Origin of the sequence: Tumebacillus permanentifrigoris (assembly GCF_003148565.1) — a bacterium.
In the GTDB taxonomy this organism is placed as follows: Bacteria; Bacillota; Bacilli; order Tumebacillales; family Tumebacillaceae; genus Tumebacillus; species Tumebacillus permanentifrigoris.
Genome location: NZ_QGGL01000004.1, coordinates 247,380 through 265,383, shown reverse-complemented (window position 1 = coordinate 265,383; position 18,004 = coordinate 247,380). Strand labels below are relative to the sequence as shown.

The window sequence follows — 18,004 nt, the reverse complement described above, 5'->3', positions numbered from 1 at the left end:
GAGATTGGAGCGTAAACTGGTAGCGGCAAAAAACCTATTTACGAACGGGGATCTGTTCCATTTATTTCTGCCGCTGATCATCGAGCAGTTTTTAGAGTATCTAGTGGGATTGGCAGACTCCATCATGGTCGCCTACGTGGGTGAATCAGCCGTATCGGGTGTGTCTCTGGTTGATTTTGTCATGGCACTGCTCATTAGTTTGTTCGCAGCTCTGGCGACCGGTGGCGCCGTCATTGCAGGACAATATGTAGGCAGGAAGCAGATGGATGAATCAAGAGAAGCCGTGACTCAACTGGTCTGGTTGGTCGGAGCCGTTTCGATCGGGATCATGGTCATTATTTATTTGATAAAACCGTTTATCTTGAATGGTTTGTTCGGACAGATTTCGGATGAAGTACGCAGGGATGCGGATACCTACCTCATGATTACCGCGCTATCCATTCCGTTCCTCGCCCTCTACAATGCCGGAGCTGCGATCTTTCGCACGATTGGGAATTCAAAACTGCCCATGCAGATCATGCTGGCGATGAACATCGCGCACGCGCTAGGAAATGCCATACTGATTTACGGCTTCCACTTTGGAGTTTCCGGTGTTGCGATCCCGACCTTGCTCTCACGAATTGCGGCTGGAGTGCTGATCATCGCATTGGCTTTGAACCAAAATCGAGAACTCTATATCAGGAAAAGTTTTACACACAATTTCAACTGGCCGATGATTAAAAAAGTCTTAGGCATTGGTGTTCCCTATGGATTGGAAAATGGGTTGTTCTATCTGGGCAGAATCCTCGTGCTCAGTCTGGTCGCTACGTTTGGTACGGCCGCAATTGCAGCAAATGCGGTGTCAGGCACCATTGTGATGTTTGAAGTGCTACCGGGTATGGCGATTGGTCTTGGATTAACGGTTATCATCTCAAGATGTGTTGGCGCAGAAGATTACGAACAAGTTAAGCAGTACACCAAAAAGATCATGGGGATTGTGTATGTGGCAAATCTACTAAGCTGTGCAGTGGTGCTTGCTTTACTCCCGACGATCTTACATGTCTATGGATTGTCAGAGGCCGCAACCGCATTGACCAAACAAATCGTTTGGTGGCATGCAGTAGGTACCGTACTCATTTGGCCGCTGAGTTACACCTTGCCTGTGACATTCCGTGCAGCGGGTGATGCCAAATTCCCGATGATGGTTGGAATTCTGTCGATGTTTTTCTGCCGGATTGCCTTGGCGTATCTGCTAGGCGTCTACTTCAACATGGGAATGTTCGGCACATGGGTGGCGATGTTTATTGACTGGATCGTCAAGGCGATTCTATTCGTGTGGCGGTATAGTAGCGGCAAATGGACGAGGGTAAAGGCAATCTAACCACCTCCCCCACGATTCAGTTGCTACATTAAATAGGGCACATCGGCTACATCCTCGGGAACCGTATCGTGGTTGTGGTCGTGGTGAAACGCAACTTGTACCGTTAGTAGAGGGTGGTCTCGAAGACGTCGAGCGGTCGGATATGTTGTGGGCTCCAACTTGGAATCCTGTATTCGAGATGAAATGGAAAAAGGAAATGTCCCCGACAAAGTGATCCAAGAGGCCGTAGCAGATAGGATCGCAGGAACTTTCAAGGGAGTTCCAGTCACGGGCATCATCGTTTGAACTCGCTGCATGTGGAGAAACTGCTTCCACCAATGTAAGAAAAAGAGCACGGAGCATGTCGCCCGTTCCCTTTTTTTGCTAGTTCAACTTCCTACCTCACATGGGCGACATTCATGCTTGTTATGAAGCTGAATATTGGGATGGGCGAAAGTCGGTTGTCTTTATCGGACCTTCTGTTGACGGCACCGATAAAGAATTCGTAAAAGTCCTCAGTGGGAATGTCGATCACAAGAAACCTTCCTTTGTATAGATAGCTCTCATCGCCAAAAAGACCCCTTCGTCACTACTGCTGGTGGTGGTTGTTCAACCTAGAAAAAAGACCATGATCTCTACAACTGGAGAAATCATGGTCTTTTTCACATTCGGTCACGAACTTACGATTGTGTGATTTGTAGCACTAGTTCCAAGATTAGTGGGACAACAGCGCGAGTACGATGGCAGTCAGGTCAAAATCATCGACCGCGTTATTCTGATCCACGTCCGCTTTCGGGAAGGTCCATTGGGATTTGTCCATGCCCATGTGGTGACCTGCGATTCCCAAGTCGCCCAAGCTGACCTTGCCATCTCCGTTCACATCCGCATCCCCCGTAAGCACGGATACCTCCGTACCCCCAAGTGTCGGGACGATCTCCTCGCCAAGGGAATTCGCTACCAGTCCCTCGGACACTGTGAACGTGCCTTTGCCACTGTGATTTTTCGCTTGCAAGTTCAAGGTGACTAACTGCGCTGAATCGTGAACGCCATACTGAGCACCCTGACTGACGACGACCAGATGCAACGTTCCGGGTGTGCTTTCACTCTGATGGTAAATTTTCAAGCCAGCGCTGGCCGATGTTGCACTGACAAAGGTGAACAAGGTCGGATCGTAGGTCACAGTTACGTCCTCGGCGTATAGATCCGAGGCATTTTCGATCGCCACGTGGGCTGTCACTGGGCTGCCCGGCGATACGGCCGGCTTGTCAGCAGTCACGAGGATTTTCGGGACGGTGGTTTCATGAGAATTCACCGTTGCGGACAATGTTTCGATCAAGGTATCGTGGACATCATAGGCCTCCACGGTGTAGGTGTACGGCGCATTGGGGGTCAACCCTGTGTCTGTGCATGACAGGCTCTTACCTGTCATGGGACAGTCGAGAAACTTTGTGCCTCTTTTGACGATAAATGTCTGCACTTTAAAGTTTGCGCCATACGTCAGATCTACCGATGTTGGGCTGGTCAAGACCGCAGCGGCATTGATTGAGCCTACGCCATGTGTTTGGACGAATACATTGGACCTGAGTTTGGAGTCATTTCCAAGTTGACCATAATAATTTGCCCCTGCTGCCCAGACTGTACCGTCTGATTTCAATATAGTCGAGTGATAACCACCGGCTGAGACGGCGAGAACATTTGTTTGAGTTGATATTTTCACTGGCTGTGGTTGGGGTGTATACGTTCCATTCCCCAACTGACCTGCGTCATTTCCCCCCCATGACCAAAGCGTACCGTCCGACTTTAAGGCTAAGGAGTGATAGAATCCAGCCGATACAGAGACAACATCGGATAGTTTCATCACCTGAACGGGTGATGTGCGCTCAATCGCAGAATTATCGCCTAGTTGACCATATCCGTTATCTCCCCATGCCCAGACGGTTCCATTTGACTTTACAGCAAGAGTGTGACTAGTGCCAGCTGAAACCGAGACAATGTCCGTCAATCCCGGAATCATAATTGGTGCTACACGATTTGTTTTCGTGCCATCCCCCAACTGACCAAGTCCGTTAAAACCCCACGCCCAGACGGTGCCGTCTGACTTTACAGCAAAGGCGTGCGAATCACGAGTCGAAATTGAGATGATGTTCGACAAGCCAGAGATTTTTATCGGGCTCGGATGAGCACCGCCGTCTCTATCAAAATAATAACTACTGCCCCAGTACCAGACAGTTCCATCCGATTTTAGTGCGAGGGATTGATTACCTTCAGATGAAACCGAAACAACACCAGCTAATTCTTTGACCTGTACAGGTGTCGGACTATACACAGTCGTGCCGTCTCCCAACTCACCGTTATCGAGCAGGGAAATTCCGACTCTTTTGCAAGCGCTTTCCCCGATACGTGCCCAGCAGGGACATAACGTCTAGAAGTAAGGTGGAGTAGGTAACAAAAAGTTAACTTCGGGAATTTAAAGAAGTCGCATTATTTTTTTTATATTATATTGAAATGGTCACTCTATCTATGTTATAACGTAGCTAGAGTGTAATTTGTTGGAAGGACTCCCGACAAATGTGCGCTCACACGACAACTGAGACCTACATCCTTGGACATTCTGAATCTCGAGGAGGTTGATCCAATGGAAAAAATGTTCGATCTCGACGTGCAAGTAAAGCCCACCGTCGATGGTGGTGGTGAGTGGCCGGAATACACGGGCACGCAGTGGTGTACCTTCACCTGCTCTGGCTGTACGGGAAGCTGTATGTTCTGCTAATCATAATCTAATCTCAAGGGGGTTGTTTCCATGGAAAAAATGTTCGATCTCGACATTCAAGTAAAACCGACCAGCACCACCGCTGGTGTTGCTTCTACGTGGACGAATTACCCGGAAGTGGGCACGATTCTCTGCACGCTCACCTGCTAAGGACGGTCTAAGCAGCGGATGGTCTGCTACTCGTAGTTTGATCGTGATAGTACCCGTTCTGTTCAGAACGGGTGCTATTTTTTTGAACGACGAAAATCTGAAATGAGCTGAGAGTTTCTCAAGAGTTAACTTACTTTTTTAAATATAATATAGAACTTTTTATAATTATATTGAAAACACAGAATTTTATGTTATACTAGATTTGAGAGTGATTTGTTGGAAGAGTCCCTGACAAATTCGCGCTCACTACACATCTGAGACACACATCCTGGTACACCATACATTTCTAGGAGGTTGATCCCAGTGGAAAACATGTTCGAACTCGACGTACAAGTAGTACCGACCAGCATCAACGCTTCGGTAAAAGACTCTAATAAATGGTCGCTCGCCTGCACGGAACCGCCCACGCTCGTATAAACTCTAGGAGGCTGATCCCAGTGGAAAACATGTTCGAACTCGACGTACAAGTAGTACCGACCAGCATCAACGCTTCGGTGAAAGACGCAGAAAAGTGGTCGCTCGCCTGCTCGGGTCCGCCGACAAACACACTCGCTGTCTAGGAAGCTGATTCTTGTGGAAAAGATGCTCAATCTCGACGTACAAGTGCAGCCTAGCAAGATTACCGATTCGGCATGGGGCACGATGATCAACGGCTCAGCGGATTCTGACTGCTGCGCATGGATTTAATCGGTCATCACCAGTTCTGTACAGAACTGGTGATGGTTTTTTTATTTTCGAAAACTGGAGTGTGATCCTCGTGTTGCGAGAACGAGAACTTTCTACGATACGTCCTATAGAGTCCCAATCTTCCGGGTTCCAAGCGCTCGATGTGTTTATGATGCGGACCCCTGTACTGCCTCTTCGTGTATTCGAAGAGCTGCAATCAGATGACCCAACAGCCCAATTGGCTGTGTACGCGCAAGATCCGATGATCCGCGAAGCGATTGCCGTGGCCAGTACATCGCTCCTCGAATCGCTCCCCCAAATGGACTTGTCGGCTCCCCCGCGCAAACGGGAACAAGCTGCCAAAGGCCTTATGCGCTATCTCATCCGCATGTCGACGCGGTCGACGCCGTTTGGACTGTTTTCTGGTGTCACGCACGGACATTTCGCCGATGTGTCGGATCTGCAAGTTTCTGAGCTACCGAAACATCGCAAGCGCTCTCGTCCTGATATGAACTGGTTGCTGAAGATCCTTGAACGGCTCGAATCGGACCCTGCTGTGATCCGGCAACTTCACGTCTCGACCAACCCGATGGCCTATCGTCACGGGTCACGCTGGAAACTCCCCTACGTGACCCGCTACGGGCAACGGGGCAATGGCAACGACATCGTCTCCATCCGCAACTCGCCCGTCGTAGAGTTCGGTTTGCAAAACCGGCCGGGACCGGTCCCCTTTGAGTCACTGATCCTCGACATCATCGAGGCATTCCCAGGCGCAACAGACGAGATGGTGCGCACCTTCCTCCTGCAATTGTTCGAGCAGGAGTTCCTCGTCTCCAACCTGCGCCCTCCGACGACCACGACCGACCCCTACGCTTATGTGCTCCACGAGCTGTCGAAGCTCCAAGGGGTCGACGAGCTCTATGCAAGCCTGCAAAGCATCCACGATCGCATGATAGCCTACGATGCCCTGCCGATCGGCGAAGGGGAGCAGCAGTATCTCGAACTGGTCGCTGAGATGAAGGCGATGGCGGAGGTGACAACTGCGCTGCAGGTCGACTTGGCCTTGCACAGTGAGCGGGTACACCTGCCCGAGTCGGTGCGGGCAGATGTCGAAGGGGCTGCCGAAGTGATGTGGCGCATGTCTGCCAGATACAAGGGACTCCCGCATATCGCCAAGTACCACGAGGACTTTGTTGAAAAGTATGGGTACCATCGCGAAGTTTCGCTGCTCGAACTGCTTGACGAAGACATTGGGATGGGTGCGCCATCGGGCTATCAGCATCCTGCGAGCAGACGCCAATTGGGCCAAGGCCATCTGAATCTTCAAAATCAACGGGAGCAGTTGGTGGCGGAGTGGTTTGCCGAGACGTTGCAAAAAGGTCTGCCGGAGCTAGAGCTCACGGCGGAGCACATTCAATTGCTCCAAGGGACAGACAGCCTCCAGTTGCACGAAGCGCCGCCCTCGATGGAGCTGTACTTCCAGGTGCTGGCCGATTCCCCAGAGGACCTTGATCAAGGGAAGTACGAGCTGTTCATCGGCGGGAATTACGGATCGGCGATGGCGTACAAGACGTTCGGTCGTTTCGTCGACATGATGGAGGACGGGTTTGCAGGTCCCTTGCAAGAGGCGGCGCGACGCGAAGAAGCGATCGAACCTGAGGCGATCTGGGCAGAGGTGTCCTATCTGCCGAACATGGGCCGCGCAACCAATGTGGTGTTGACCCGTCACGCCCGGTCTTACGAGATCCCGATGGGCACAAATGCTTCGACCGACCCAGAGCATACGATCGCGTTCCACGATCTGGTGGTCGGGGCCACAGACAAGTACCTGTATCTGAAATCCCGCAGCTTGAATCGGGAAGTCATCCCGACCGCGTGTCACATGCTCAACCACAAAAACACGCCGAATGTCTACCGCTTCCTGCGGGACATTGGGCTCGCGCGGTATGCGCAGTGGGCTCCGTTCCAGTGGGGGCAGCTTGATGCTGCGAGCTACCTGCCCCGCGTTCGTCACGGCCGCGTGGTCTTGCAATCCGCGCAGTGGAAGATGCGCAAACGCGATGCTTGGTACGAGGACTCGATGTCGGACGACGCTTTTTTCCAAGCGGTGCAAGCGTGGCGCGACGATTGGAAGGCGCCGAAATTCGTCTACCTGGCGCTGTTTGACAACCGCATGCTGCTCGATCTGACAAAGCCACACCATGTGGAAGAGATTCGCAAGGAACTGAAGCAAACGGGAAAAGTGACGTTGGTCGAGACCGGGCAGTTGGAAACGCGCAGCATCGTCCGCGGATCGGGTGGCGTGTACGCCAGCGAGTTCGTGTTCTCGCTCATCAGACGAGAGCCGGAAGGAAAGGCCCCAACCGGATCGAAGCGGTTGGCGAAACGCACGGGGTACGAAGGGCCACGGATCTATTTGCCGGGCAGTGAGTGGATGTACATGAAGCTGTATGGCATCGAGTCGCGGCAGGAGGAGTTCATGGCGACGAAACTGATCGAACTCTTGTCCGCCGTCTCGCAACAAGGGCTCGTGGACAAGGCGTACTTCATGCGCTACGCCGACCCGGATATGCACATCCGCCTGCGTCTGCACGGGCAACCGGATGTGCTGTCCAGCCGTGTCATGCCGCTGGTTCATCAATGGAGCACGGAGTTGCTGCAGGACGGGATGCTGTCGAAACTGGTCCTCGACGCCTACGAGCCTGAGGTGGAGCGATACGGGGGTCCAGAGTTGATGAAGCTCGTGGAGCAGGTGTTCCATGCGGATTCGATGGTGGTCGCGAACTGGGTGAAGGCCAATCGATTCGGTGGGCTGCAACTTCCGTTCGATCTGGTCGGCGTGCTGTCGGTGCTGGACTATCTGGAACAGTTCGGGTACTCCTTCAGCGAACAGGTGGAGTTGATGGATCAGGCATTTGGGAGCAAGGAACATCTCGACTTGTTCCGCACATATCGCAAGACGATCTTGGACATCGCCAATCCACAGGACGAGTGGGCCGGACTGCGCGCCCATCCAGACGGGGCGCTGCTGCACGGAATGCTGAAGTTCCGCGCTCCGATTGTCAAACGATATGCACAGGAAGTGCGGGCAGCCGATGAACGCGGGGAACTGTTCGGTCCGTATCGAGATCTGGTGTTCAGCGTGATTCATCTGCACATGAACCGCTTGTATGGGATCGATCTCGCACAGGAGCGCAAAACGATGATCCTGACCCGCCATGCGCTCAATGCCATGAAGCATTTCCGGAGAGATGAGCTGTGAGCGGACAAGCAGAGACTACACAGGGAATCGGTCTGCGAGATGTGCTCCAATCGTTTCGGCATTGGGGCAACTTGTTCGCATTGATCTGGGGTGCGAGCCCTGGCTATCTGATCCGAATCGTGATGTTGTATCTGTTGCTAGGAATCGTACCGATCCTCTCGCTGGTGGCGACGCAACAGCTGATCAATGGGGTCGTGACGGGGGTGTCCGCTGGGGGCAAGCAAGCGCTCGGTGCGTTTGCTTGGTACGTCGGAGTCTTGGTGTTCAAGCAAGGCTTGAGCCTCGCCCAAGCGTACTACGAAGGTCTCTTCCAGCAGTTGATTGCCAACACGGTACAGGGAAAAGTGATGGAAAAAGCCGTGACGCTTGGACTTGCTGATATTGAAAATACGCAGGTGCAAGAGCAGCTCAAACGGGCGCAACAAGACGTGATGTTCCGCCCGTATCAGATGTTTACGCAAATGCTCGGTGTGATCAACCACCTCGTCACCTTGGTCAGCACGGTGTTGCTCTTGATCGTATGGAAATGGTGGGTGGTCTTGGTCGTAGCGGCGACCACGGGGATTTCCTTTTTCACGATGCTCAGCATCAACCGAGAGCAGTTTCTCATCTCCTACGAGCGCGCGAGCAAGCACCGGGAAGCGTGGTATTACGGCTTCGTCCTCACCCATGACAAAGCCGTCAAGGAAGTCCGCCTGTTCCAACTGGGGAGTTTCTTCCTTGATAAGTTCAAGGCGATCTACCAAGACTTCTATCTCGTAGACCGCCGCATGGCGAAAAAGCGCCTGATCTGGTCTTCAGCCTATCAAGGGTTGAACTTGCTAAGCCTAGCAGGCATGATCTACCTCGCCGTTCGTGAAGCGTTCCAAAAGCTGATCCAAGTGGGTGACTTGTACGGCTATGTACAGGCGATCACACTGACGCAGTCCAGCGCTCAGACCGTGTTCAGCAATGTGCTGGCGATCTGTCAGCACAATTTGTATATCGAGCAATTGTTCGTGTTTCTTGCGCTGCCGTCCTCAGAGCCTGCATTGCGGCTGGCGGATGCGTCGGGCCAGGAGCAACAGAGTTTGGAGACGATCGAGACCTTTGAGTTCCGGAATGTATCGTTTCGCTATCCGGGGACAGAGCGGGACGTGTTGCGCAACGTGAGTTTTACGCTGCGCCGTGGGGAATGCATCGCGGTCGTAGGGCGCAATGGGTCGGGCAAATCCACCCTCGCCAAGCTCATGACTCAGCTCTACGAAGGGTATGAAGGCGAGATTCTGGTCAACGGATCGCAGACCAGCGCGTGGGGTGTGGCGCAGTTGCAGAAGCGCATCGGCGTGCTGTTCCAAGACTTCATGCAGTATGAGATGTCGGTGCGGCACAACATCGGGTTTGGCAATACGCTCGTTCTCGCACAGGATGACAAATTGTTGGAGGCGAGCGATCGCACGGGCATTGGTTCGTTCGTTCGAAATTTGCCGAAACAACTCAACACAGAGCTCGGTCGTTGGTTGGTCAACGGAGAGCAGTTGTCGGGGGGTCAGTGGCAGCGGATCGCCATCGCGCGGGCGTTCGTCCGCGAAGCCGATCTGTATGTGTTGGACGAGCCGAACGCGGCGCTCGACCCGATCGCGGAGAGCGAAGTGTTTGAGAAGATCCGCGACTTGTTGCGCGACCGGCTGGGTCTATTCATCGCCCACCGCTTAACGAGTGCCCGATTTGCCAATCAGATCTTGGTGATGGAAGACGGAGCGGTGATCGAGCAGGGCACACACGATGAATTAATGGCGCGAAACGGTCAATATGCCGAGATGTATCGTGTGCAAATGAAACTCTATGAGGTGAAGACATGAGCAATGTGCCAATGCAGAAACGTGCGTGGAAACCGCTGACCGATGTGGAGTTGCGCAAGGCGGTTGAGCAACGAGTCAAAACATCGGTGGAGCTACTACGAGATGCAGCAACTGTCAAGGAGCGTGCCATCCAGGAACCGGTCGATTTCCAAGGCATGATCTTGCCCCAATGGAGCGATCTATCGCTGGCGGACGGATATCCGGGCTTGTGTCTGCTGTTCGGTGAACTGGATCGTTTGGAGCCAGAGGCGGGCTGGGACATGGCGGGGCATCAGATGTTGGTCGCCGTGCAGCAATCGGTCACGCAGACCGGAATTTCAGCGTTCAACCTCTGGGGTGGGCTCGCCGGCGTGATGATGGGCATCCGCGCCCTGTCGCGTGGTGGCACTCGCTATGCGGGGATGCTGGCATCCTTCAACGAGTACGCCGCCAAGCAATTGCCGACCCTGATCAACGAGTGGACGGCGCGCATGGAAACAGACCTGCGGATGACCGACTATGATCTGATGGGCGGAATCACGGGGATCGGGCGGTACTTGTTGGCGTTCAAGGACGAGCCGAACCTGCAGCCCGCGTTGCAATCGGTGTTGCACTATCTGATCTCGTTGAGCGGCGACAAGGAGCTGGACGGCCAGAACGTCCCCCTGTGGCACATCACGAGAACCAATCAATTCCTGCCGTCGGAGCGCGAGCAATACCAGCAAGGCAACTTCAATTTGGGCCTCTCACATGGGGTGGCAGGGCCGATGGGGTTGCTGGCTTTGGCGAAGCTGCATGGGGTGGAGGTTGCGGGGCAGGAAGCGGCGATTCGGCGGTACGCCGAGTGGCTGTGCGAGTGGATGCTCGAAGACGAGGCTGGTTCGTACTGGCCCGGTCGCATCCCGATGGAAGTGCTTTTGGACGGGTGGGGGGAAGCGACCGTCCCTTCACATGAATCATGGTGCTACGGGGCTTCCGGTATCTCTCGCCAACTGTGGTTTGCTGGTGTTGCGCTTGGGGAGACGAAATGGAAGGAAATTGCCGTCGAAGCGGCCCTCGCGTCCTTGCGTCGCCCCACAGAAACAAGGGGTGTAGCTGCTCCGAACTTCTGCCACGGCCTCGCCGGTCTCGCTCATGCTGCCAATGTGATGTATGCCGAGACGGGGAACGAGGTATTCGCACAGGAGCGGGATCGACTCGTGGCACAAGTGCTGGATCTGTATGACGAGGAGCTGCCCTTTGGCGTCTATGAACTTCATCGTGTCGAGGTCGGACATCAACAACTGAGCAAGCCAGGGTTGTTGATCGGCTTGGCAGGCACATTGGTGGTGTTGGCGAGCATGCTTGCAGAGGAAGCACCTGAGTGGGATGCGGTGTTTTTGATGTCTTGAGGAGGGCAGTCCCAAGCGGCGAATGAACGGAAATTAACTTCGGGAATTTGAAGCGTACAAATAAAAATTAAATTATATTGGAATAAAATGTCCATTCTATGTTACAATTTAGACAGAGAGTGATTTGTTAGAAGGACTCCTGACGAATGAGCGCTCACCCGACAACTGAGACCTACATCCATGTACATCCTATATCTCTGGAGGTGTTTCCCGTGGAAAAAATGTTCGATCTCGACGTACAAGTTATGCAGACCGGTGGCAATTCGGTGAAAGAGCCGAATTGGTTTACCTCGTCGCTCTGTCAAACGGTGTAAAAGGGAAATCACCAGTTCCGTACAGAACTGGTGATTTTTTTTATTGAAAATGTCAAGCGATTACAAAACTTTATTTTTATATATTGAAATTCATTGTATACATATGCTATATTAAGCTCATCTACCAGCTAAGACAGGCATCCTTGGACAATATGAACCCGTAGGAGGTTGTATCCAATGGAAAAATTGTTTGATCTCGACGTGCAGGTTAAGTCGTCCATCTACACCGATGGTGCTGCATTACAAGATGTCTCCCAATCTTGTTTCTGCTCAATCCTCACCGACTGCTGGAAACAAGACCCGATGTGATTGGCTCAGACCCTCACCCTCACCCGTTCGCTACAGGACAGGTGAGGTTTTTTGTTCGTCAAGGCGAATTTTCCAAGAAACTGAACCTGACTCTGAATGGAAACGAGAAGAGTCAAAATCAAGATTTACTTTATTAAATATAATATAAAACATTTTATTGGTATATTGAAAATATTCAATATTTATGTTACATTGTATCTGGGAGTGGTTTGTTGGAAGAGTCCCTGACAGATTCGCGCTCACCTTGCAGCTGAGACATACATCCTTGCAAACGATAACTCTAGGAGGCTGATTCCAGTGGAAAGTTTGTTTGAACTCGACGTTCAAGTAACGCCTACCTGCATCAACGCTTCGAAGGAATCGAATGTTTTTGGCTCGCTCGGCTGCACAGATCCGCCCACACTATACTAATCGCTAGGAGGCTGATTCCAATGGAAAAAATGTTTGATCTCGACGTTCAAGTCAAGCCGTCCAACCTGAACATTGCTCGTGAAGGACTTGGCTGGTCCGCTTCTTGCTTCTGCTCGATTCTCACCGATTGCTGGAGAGAAGAACAAATGTAATTTGATAAGGCCCTCACCAGTCAAGTACTCGACTGGTGAGGGCCTTTACTTATGCGACCTTCACAAAACAGCCTAGACATGCCTACGTACCCAACTACATCTCGAGGAGGCTACTTTCAATGGAAAAAATGTTCGATCTCGACGTTCAAGTCAAATCGCCTAGCTATGCCGAGGATGGCGGTGGCACACCAGAGTACACGTATTCCTGTTTGTGCACGATCTCAGGTTGCTGGTAGTATGTACAGGCCGTCACGGGTGCTGTACTGCACGATTGATGGTCTTGTAGGTGATGAGATGAAAAGGCACTCCCTCAATCGGGGAGTGCCTTTTTGGGTGAGGGGAATTGTTCACCAACCGCAAGAGCCGCTGAGTAGAGTGTTCTCGCGTTGAAACAGTACGAAACAGGATAGCCTTGCCCTTGCTGGCCGTTATTGACACGGAAGGGGGATTTCGTATACTGAAAAAGTAACCACTCACTTTTTTGCGGAGGTATCGAGCACATGGATCTACCAGTCAAAGTGGACGGGGTCAGCAAAAAGTACGGCAAAAAAGTTGTGCTGAATCAGGTGAGCGTCACGATCCAGCAGGGACAGATCTACGGTCTGATCGGGCCCTCTGGAGCGGGCAAGACAACGCTCGTCAAACTGCTGGTTGGCATGGACATCGCGGACGCGGGGACTGTGCAAGTGTTGAACCAGCAGATGCCCAATCTGGAGGTTCTGCAGGAGATCGGGTACATGGCGCAATCGGATGCCCTCTATGCAGAGTTGACGGCAGAGGAGAATCTCAAGTTTTTCGCGTCCCTTTTTAAGTTGAAAAAAGCAGAACAGCGGGAGCGCATCGCGTATGCAGCCGACTTGGTCAAACTGACGCCGGAATTGAGCAAGAAAGTATCCGCCTATTCCGGGGGCATGAAACGCCGGTTGTCGCTGGCCATCGCCTTGGTTCAGAACCCAAAGGTGCTGATCCTCGACGAACCGACAGTCGGCATCGACCCTGCCTTGCGGTTGACGATCTGGAATGAATTGCTGCGTTTAAAGGAACAGGAAGGCAAAACCATCATCGTGACCACCCACGTCATGGATGAAGCCGAACGCTGTGATACCCTCGCGATGGTGCGAGAAGGCCAGATCATCACCAGCGGCACACCACAAGAATTGATGGAGCGCTTTCACGCTCGTAATTTAGAGGAAGTATTCCTGCGGGCAGGGGGGGAACAGCCGTGAGAACAGGGGCGCTGATCAAACGAATTTGCCAACAGATGTTGCGCGACAAACGCACGCTCGCGTTGTTATTTGTAGCTCCACTGCTCGTGCTCACGCTCATGTATTTCCTGTTTGCCAGCAACGCGGTAGCACCTACATTGGGCGTCGTAAACGTCAACCCAACCCTCGTGCAGGTGTTAGAAAAAGCAAATGTCAACGTCCGAGCGGTTCCCGACGCAACCAAGGAGCGGGTCGTTCAAGAGCAACTGGACGGTGTGTTGCAAAGCCACGATCAGAAACTGGAACTGACCCTTGAAAATAGCGATCCGTCAAAGGCGAAGCTCCTGCAGATGCTGGTCAATCAAGCCGCAGTAGCGGCGCAACTGCCAAGCAAAAGCAATCCGACCGGCGTTGCACAAGCGCCGAGCATCGCGACCGATTATGTGTACGGAAACAGTGAGACTTCGTTTTTTGATGTTCTGAGTCCCGTGTTGGTGGGTTTCTTTGTGTTCTTTTTCGTCTTTCTCATCTCCGGCATCGGCTTGTTGCGGGAGCGAACCACAGGCACGCTGGAACGGATCATGTCGACTCCGATTCGCAGAGGCGAAGTCATCACGGGGTATCTGGCGGGGTATGGGATTTTTGCCATCATCCAAACCGTCATCGTCGTGCTCTATGCCATCAACGTGCTCGATATGACGCTCGTCGGTTCGATTTGGCATGTGCTCTTGATTAACCTGTTGCTGGCCTTGGTGGCGCTGTCGCTGGGCATCCTGTTGTCGACGTTTGCAGCCTCTGAATTCCAGATGGTACAATTCATTCCGGTTGTGGTGATCCCGCAAATCTTTTTTGCCGGTATCTTCCCGATCGAAGGGATGGCGACCTGGTTGCAAGCCTTGAGTAAAATCATGCCGCTCTACTATGGCGCAGATGCACTAAAAGGCATCATGTACCAAGGCGCGACCTTCCGCGAAGTCAGTGGGGACATCGTGGCCTTGGTGGTATTTGCAGCGGTCTTCATCGTGCTGAATACGTTTGCCTTGAAGAAGTACCGACGCTTGTAAGCACGGGGAGTCAGGTACAGGGCGAACCTAGATGGAAAGGACTTGTTGGGGATGTCATCAAAAAATCTACTGGAAGCGATCCTGGCCCAATCGAAATTGTCCAAAAAAGAAACGGTCAAACAACAGAAAATCGTGGAGACCGCGATTGCCATGTTTGCAGAAAAGGGATATGCCAATACCTCGACCAAGGAGATCGCCACCGCGTCGGGCGTTTCGGAAGGCACCCTGTTTCGTCACTACGGGACCAAGGAAAACCTGCTGCTCGCGGTGATCCTGCCGTTTTTAAAAGAGTCGATCCCGAGTCTGGCGGAAGAGCTGCAGGAGCAAGTGAACCCCGAGCAATTCGGAAGTTTTGAAGGGTTTCTGCGAGCGTTGCTCACCAATCGCATGCAATTCATCAAAGCGAACAAAGAGATCTTTCAAATCATCGTGAAGGAATTCCTGTACCGGGACGAATTGCGAAAAGGCTTGCCCCCATTGTTCGACAATGACGTCTTGAAGTTTCTGAACCAGACGTTGGATCTGTTTAAAGCGCGTGGCGAACTGGTGGATCTCCCGAACCCGATCCTCTTGCGTATGATCTTCACGTGCATTGGCAGTCATTTCGTCATGCGCTTTCTGTTGTTGCCAGAGCCTGTTGTGCGGGACGATGCAGCGGAGATCGATCACCTGGTTCGATTTATTACGAACGGTGTCCAACGTTGACGACCAAGCAGGAATTTCAGCAGGAGACTCGAATAGATTGAATCGAAGTAAAAAACTACATAGGTCAGCAACGAGGTGCCCTTGTCAAGACACGCAAGGGGTAACAGGGAATCGGGTGAAAGTCCCGAGCGGTCCCGCCACTGTAACCGATGAGTTCGCTTTCATGTATGTCACTCGATCTGAGGATCGGGGAAGACGAGAGCGCGCGATGATCCGGAAGCCAGGAGACCTACCTACGTTCGCTACACCCAAGTGCCTTCGCGGAAAGGAGTGGTGTGTGCAATGGAACGACTAGGATCTCTATTCGGCTGTCGTCTGTCCACTTGTTCACACAACCCCATCCACTAGGATGGGGTTTTTTTGATGTACTGGAGTAGCAGGGATACCAAAGGGGGAAGGCATCATGGAAGATTTCTCATTGCTCGCGCTCGTGTTTGTGCTTGGATTGCGTCATGGGCTCGACGCGGATCATCTGGCTTGTATCGACGGGTTGACGCGCTACAACTTGCGCGAAGGTCGCAAAACGGCTCGGTGGGTCGGCACGCTGTTCTCCTTCGGTCACGGATTGGTGGTCGCCACGGTCGGTGTGATTCTGTCGATGTTCAGCAAGGAATTTACGTTTCCCGACTACTTCGACACGGTCGTGACGTGGGTATCGGTCTGTTCACTGGCGTTGATCGGCTGTCTGAACGCTGTGAACCTCGTGCGCAGTCGCTCCGAACAGAGCGACTTTAAACTGCGCGGGATCAAGGGGAGATTCATTCCCCGGATTGTGCGGGAGACGACGAATCCGTTCATGATCATCTTGATCGGGGGCGTGTTCGCCTTGGCAGCAGACACGGTTTCCCAGACGTCGGTATGGGCGCTGGCCTCAGGTAATGCGGACAATCCTTATCTGCCAGTTGCGTTAGGACTGACGTTCATGGCGGGGATGATGCTGACCGACACGATCGACTCGTTGATTGCCTATCGGATGCTGGCCCAGTCGGGTCAATTAGGGCGCACCGCTTCCAAAGCGATGGGGTGGGTGATCGTCGCCCTTGCGTTCGGGGTGTCGTTCTACGAGGCGTTTACCTATTTCTACCCGTGGGCCGAGTTAGACTTTGAAGTGGTGGGGGTCGTGATCTTCATCATGCTGTTGATTTGCTTCGGTGGGGTTCGATTCCTATCCCGCAACAGCTCGAAGCGCATTTCCTACCGGTGAGGAAAAAAAAGACCGTGTTCTCTACGCGAGAGCACGGTCTTTTTTTGTAATTTTTTAAGAGGAATTTTAGTTACTTCACATTGACTGAGCGGAAGATGATCATATAATCTATAGATAAAAGTTTTGTTACTATATTATAGTATTAAATTACTTCCATAGAACTACACACTTAAATTCGATATCATGGAGGAGACGACATGATCACAATCATGGGACTGGGAACGAGCTTGCCAGGTGAACCCATCACCAATGCGAAGATGGAAGAAATCTTCTCAATTCGCGCAGACTGGATCGACCAGATCATCGGCACGAAAACCAGGCACTTCGTGGTGGATCTCGATGACCGCAACGTCAAATTCCAGTTGGTTGACGTGTGCTACGAGGCGGCCGTGAAAGCGCTGGAAGCTGCACAGATGAAGCCGGAGGAGATCGACTTTGTCGTCCTCTCGACAGCAACACCCGACATGATCCTCCCGGCCACGGTCAACCTCGTGGCAGACAAGCTAGGTCTCCAGAACATCCCGACCTATCAGGTGCAGTCCGGTTGTTCTGGTGCTTTGCAAGGGATGGATCTTGCACACCGCTTTTTGCAGAGCGGGGAGTTCAAAAACGCGTTGGTCATCGGCGGTGACGTCTGCTACAAGTACATCGATTTCAACCGCGATTTCAAAAAAATGCGTTCCACAGAGATCATCAACTTCGCGTTGTTTGGCGATGGAGCGGGCGCTTGCATCCTGACAAACGCACCGGAGTGTCCGGGAATTCGCATCGACAAGATCGTCAACCGCTGCGAAGGAGTGAACCGCGAACCTGGTCAGATGATCAACTGGTTCGGTTCGCATATGGATACGGAAGCCCGTGATGCCAAGGGCAAGAAACTCCAAGTGCTGCGCGAGGATTACAAAGCGATTGAGACGCACGTTCCGCGGATGGCGCAGGAGATGATCGCTGAACTGCAAGCCACCCTGAATTGGCCCTCTTCAGAAGTGTCGCACTACCTGCCGCCGCAATTGGGCGGTCATATGACAGACAAGATTGTCAACTTCCTGCAGATCGACCCCGCGTGTGCGATCAACATCGTCGCGGACACCGGGAATGTCAGCAACGGTTTGCCGTACATGCAATTGGAAATTTTGGCGAGCAAGATGCAAGCGGGGGAGAAAGCAATCGGCGTTGCGATTGAATCTTCGAAATGGATCAAGACAGGCATTGCCCTGTCCAAAGAGTAGGAGGGTGTACGCT

At 52.5% G+C, this 18,004-nt stretch carries 17 protein-coding genes, 1 pseudogene and 1 riboswitch; of the genes and pseudogenes, 16 read left to right on the top strand and 2 right to left on the bottom strand.

Translation table 11 applies throughout. The features are described 5' to 3' along the window. Positions 1 to 4: 4 nt before the first annotated feature. Positions 5 to 1,360, top strand: coding sequence for an MATE family efflux transporter (locus C7459_RS06295; protein ID WP_109687496.1), 1,356 nt, complete (start codon positions 5 to 7; stop codon positions 1,358 to 1,360). A 694-nt stretch (positions 1,361 to 2,054) separates the two neighbouring features. On the opposite strand, the gene C7459_RS23785 is transcribed toward C7459_RS06295, so the two are convergent. Continuing rightward, positions 2,055 to 2,768, bottom strand: a complete 714-nt coding sequence (locus C7459_RS23785) for a cohesin domain-containing protein (RefSeq protein ID WP_146200955.1) — start codon at positions 2,766 to 2,768, stop codon at positions 2,055 to 2,057. Between the two features lie 156 nt (positions 2,769 to 2,924). Beyond that, positions 2,925 to 3,683: pseudogene (locus C7459_RS24135) on the bottom strand (RCC1 domain-containing protein); the annotation flags it as partial. A 291-nt stretch (positions 3,684 to 3,974) separates the two neighbouring features. Here C7459_RS24135 and C7459_RS23610 point away from each other — a divergent pair. The 15 genes from C7459_RS23610 to C7459_RS06245 all read left to right on the top strand — a co-directional run bounded on the left by C7459_RS23610 (position 3,975) and on the right by C7459_RS06245 (position 17,991). Then, the gene (locus tag C7459_RS23610; protein ID WP_211320350.1) at positions 3,975 to 4,109 is read left to right on the top strand and encodes an FDLD family class I lanthipeptide; all 135 of its coding nucleotides are present in this window, start codon (positions 3,975 to 3,977) and stop codon (positions 4,107 to 4,109) included. A 30-nt stretch (positions 4,110 to 4,139) separates the two neighbouring features. Continuing rightward, a complete protein-coding gene (locus tag C7459_RS06285; protein ID WP_109687491.1) occupies positions 4,140 to 4,259 on the top strand; it encodes a lantibiotic paenibacillin in 120 nt (39 codons plus the stop codon). A gap of 437 nt (positions 4,260 to 4,696) precedes the next feature. After that, positions 4,697 to 4,819 carry a hypothetical protein gene (locus tag C7459_RS23945; RefSeq protein WP_281272744.1) on the top strand — a complete coding sequence of 41 codons (123 nt, stop codon included), beginning with the start codon at positions 4,697 to 4,699 and terminating at the stop codon, positions 4,817 to 4,819. A 197-nt stretch (positions 4,820 to 5,016) separates the two neighbouring features. Next, the gene (locus C7459_RS06280) at positions 5,017 to 8,187 is read left to right on the top strand and encodes a lantibiotic dehydratase (RefSeq protein ID WP_146200954.1); all 3,171 of its coding nucleotides are present in this window, start codon (positions 5,017 to 5,019) and stop codon (positions 8,185 to 8,187) included. Continuing rightward, complete coding sequence (locus C7459_RS06275) at positions 8,184 to 10,028, top strand: ABC transporter ATP-binding protein (RefSeq protein ID WP_109687486.1); 1,845 nt, start codon at positions 8,184 to 8,186, stop codon at positions 10,026 to 10,028. The genes C7459_RS06280 and C7459_RS06275 overlap by 4 nt, the downstream gene beginning before the upstream one ends. Continuing rightward, complete coding sequence (locus tag C7459_RS06270; protein ID WP_109687484.1) at positions 10,025 to 11,398, top strand: lanthionine synthetase C family protein; 1,374 nt, start codon at positions 10,025 to 10,027, stop codon at positions 11,396 to 11,398. Before C7459_RS06275 ends, C7459_RS06270 begins: the two co-directional genes overlap by 4 nt. Positions 11,399 to 11,619: 221 nt before the next feature. After that, a complete protein-coding gene (locus C7459_RS23605; RefSeq protein ID WP_245884417.1) occupies positions 11,620 to 11,712 on the top strand; it encodes an FDLD family class I lanthipeptide in 93 nt (30 codons plus the stop codon). 177 nt (positions 11,713 to 11,889) lie between these two features. After that, entirely contained in the window at positions 11,890 to 12,021 is a 132-nt protein-coding gene (locus C7459_RS23940; RefSeq protein WP_281272743.1) for a hypothetical protein, read from the top strand. A gap of 431 nt (positions 12,022 to 12,452) precedes the next feature. Next, on the top strand, positions 12,453 to 12,584 hold the full coding sequence (locus C7459_RS23935; RefSeq protein WP_281272742.1) for a hypothetical protein: 132 nt from the start codon (positions 12,453 to 12,455) through the stop codon (positions 12,582 to 12,584). Between the two features lie 119 nt (positions 12,585 to 12,703). Then, entirely contained in the window at positions 12,704 to 12,820 is a 117-nt protein-coding gene (locus tag C7459_RS23600) for an FDLD family class I lanthipeptide (RefSeq protein WP_211320348.1), read from the top strand. A 264-nt stretch (positions 12,821 to 13,084) separates the two neighbouring features. Further along, positions 13,085 to 13,810, top strand: coding sequence for an ABC transporter ATP-binding protein (locus tag C7459_RS06265; RefSeq protein ID WP_109687482.1), 726 nt, complete (start codon positions 13,085 to 13,087; stop codon positions 13,808 to 13,810). Then, complete coding sequence (locus C7459_RS06260; protein ID WP_109687480.1) at positions 13,807 to 14,853, top strand: ABC transporter permease; 1,047 nt, start codon at positions 13,807 to 13,809, stop codon at positions 14,851 to 14,853. The genes C7459_RS06265 and C7459_RS06260 overlap by 4 nt, the downstream gene beginning before the upstream one ends. Before the next feature lie 51 nt (positions 14,854 to 14,904). Beyond that, positions 14,905 to 15,558: a TetR/AcrR family transcriptional regulator gene (locus C7459_RS06255; protein ID WP_109687596.1), complete on the top strand. Its 654-nt coding sequence runs from the start codon at positions 14,905 to 14,907 to the stop codon at positions 15,556 to 15,558. A gap of 56 nt (positions 15,559 to 15,614) precedes the next feature. Then, a riboswitch (cobalamin riboswitch) is annotated at positions 15,615 to 15,810 on the top strand. A gap of 151 nt (positions 15,811 to 15,961) precedes the next feature. Continuing rightward, positions 15,962 to 16,762, top strand: a complete 801-nt coding sequence (locus C7459_RS06250) for a HoxN/HupN/NixA family nickel/cobalt transporter (RefSeq protein WP_109687478.1) — start codon at positions 15,962 to 15,964, stop codon at positions 16,760 to 16,762. A gap of 197 nt (positions 16,763 to 16,959) precedes the next feature. Continuing rightward, positions 16,960 to 17,991, top strand: a complete 1,032-nt coding sequence (locus tag C7459_RS06245; RefSeq protein ID WP_109687476.1) for a beta-ketoacyl-[acyl-carrier-protein] synthase family protein — start codon at positions 16,960 to 16,962, stop codon at positions 17,989 to 17,991. Positions 17,992 to 18,004: the final 13 nt, after the last annotated feature.

Bases quoted from the DNA above. Each gene is read 5' to 3' on its own strand.
- C7459_RS06265 (WP_109687482.1), top strand. From the start codon at position 13,085: ATGGATCTACCAGTCAAAGTGGACGGGGTCAGCAAAAAGTACGGCAAA.
- C7459_RS06285 (WP_109687491.1), top strand. From the start codon at position 4,140: ATGGAAAAAATGTTCGATCTCGACATTCAAGTAAAACCGACCAGCACC.
- C7459_RS23605 (WP_245884417.1), top strand. From the start codon at position 11,620: ATGTTCGATCTCGACGTACAAGTTATGCAGACCGGTGGCAATTCGGTG.
- C7459_RS06255 (WP_109687596.1), top strand. From the start codon at position 14,905: ATGTCATCAAAAAATCTACTGGAAGCGATCCTGGCCCAATCGAAATTG.
- C7459_RS06245 (WP_109687476.1), top strand. From the start codon at position 16,960: ATGATCACAATCATGGGACTGGGAACGAGCTTGCCAGGTGAACCCATC.
- C7459_RS06250 (WP_109687478.1), top strand. From the start codon at position 15,962: ATGGAAGATTTCTCATTGCTCGCGCTCGTGTTTGTGCTTGGATTGCGT.
- C7459_RS23610 (WP_211320350.1), top strand. From the start codon at position 3,975: ATGGAAAAAATGTTCGATCTCGACGTGCAAGTAAAGCCCACCGTCGAT.
- C7459_RS06270 (WP_109687484.1), top strand. From the start codon at position 10,025: ATGAGCAATGTGCCAATGCAGAAACGTGCGTGGAAACCGCTGACCGAT.
- C7459_RS23940 (WP_281272743.1), top strand. From the start codon at position 11,890: ATGGAAAAATTGTTTGATCTCGACGTGCAGGTTAAGTCGTCCATCTAC.
- C7459_RS23600 (WP_211320348.1), top strand. From the start codon at position 12,704: ATGGAAAAAATGTTCGATCTCGACGTTCAAGTCAAATCGCCTAGCTAT.
- C7459_RS23785 (WP_146200955.1), bottom strand. From the start codon at position 2,768: ATGACAGGTAAGAGCCTGTCATGCACAGACACAGGGTTGACCCCCAAT.
- C7459_RS23935 (WP_281272742.1), top strand. From the start codon at position 12,453: ATGGAAAAAATGTTTGATCTCGACGTTCAAGTCAAGCCGTCCAACCTG.